This window comes from Vibrio genomosp. F10 str. ZF-129, assembly GCF_000287055.2.
Classification (GTDB): domain Bacteria; phylum Pseudomonadota; class Gammaproteobacteria; order Enterobacterales; family Vibrionaceae; genus Vibrio.
Window position 1 is genome coordinate 1 of sequence record NZ_AJYQ02000081.1, and the last position, 599, is coordinate 599.

Sequence of the window (599 nt, forward strand, 5' to 3'; positions counted from 1 at the left end):
CGTTGCGAATCACTCTTAAACAGTTTGTTATAGCGCTGATAACAAGCTTTTACTTAAGATATGATGTTTCTATATTTGAAATGTAAACTGCGTGCGTGCCCTCAAACTCTCTAAAGTTCTTGATCGACTCAAGAGATGAAGATACAGCTTCCTTACTAGTTGCCGTTTCAAAATCAACAGGATTTGGCTCAATAATGGACTTGATATAGCTGTCAGAAAAGCACCCTGCTTCAGATGAAAATGGTTCGATTACAATATCAAAGACTCGATTTAAGCTTCCATTCAGAACGTTCTTTGAACGACCACCTTTGAACATTTCCAGATCGAAAGTCACGTCACGTATGGTTGAAAATGTATAGTTTTCTACTTTTACGAATATAGGTGATGAGAGTGAACATCTATTATCACCATCTCGCTCAATGGTTGCCGTAACTTCCACACCATAAAAAGAGATAAGACTTAATGTTATAACCGTCACGGTGATGACCAACCAAAGAACTTTTTTCATAATATTTACCAACTTGTTAAAGACAGATCACCAATACAGAACAACACACCAGACAAAGCGCTATAACGCTCTGCTAAGCGGCAAATAAACA

The 599-nt window shown here is 37.6% G+C and carries 1 protein-coding gene; it reads right to left on the reverse strand.

Annotated features, from left to right (window positions below; all coding sequences use genetic code 11):
* Nucleotides 1-49: 49 nt before the first annotated feature.
* A complete protein-coding gene (locus A1QO_RS08270) occupies nt 50-508 on the reverse strand; it encodes a hypothetical protein (RefSeq protein ID WP_017039721.1) in 459 nt (152 codons plus the stop codon).
* Between the last annotated feature and the right edge of the window lie 91 nt (nt 509-599).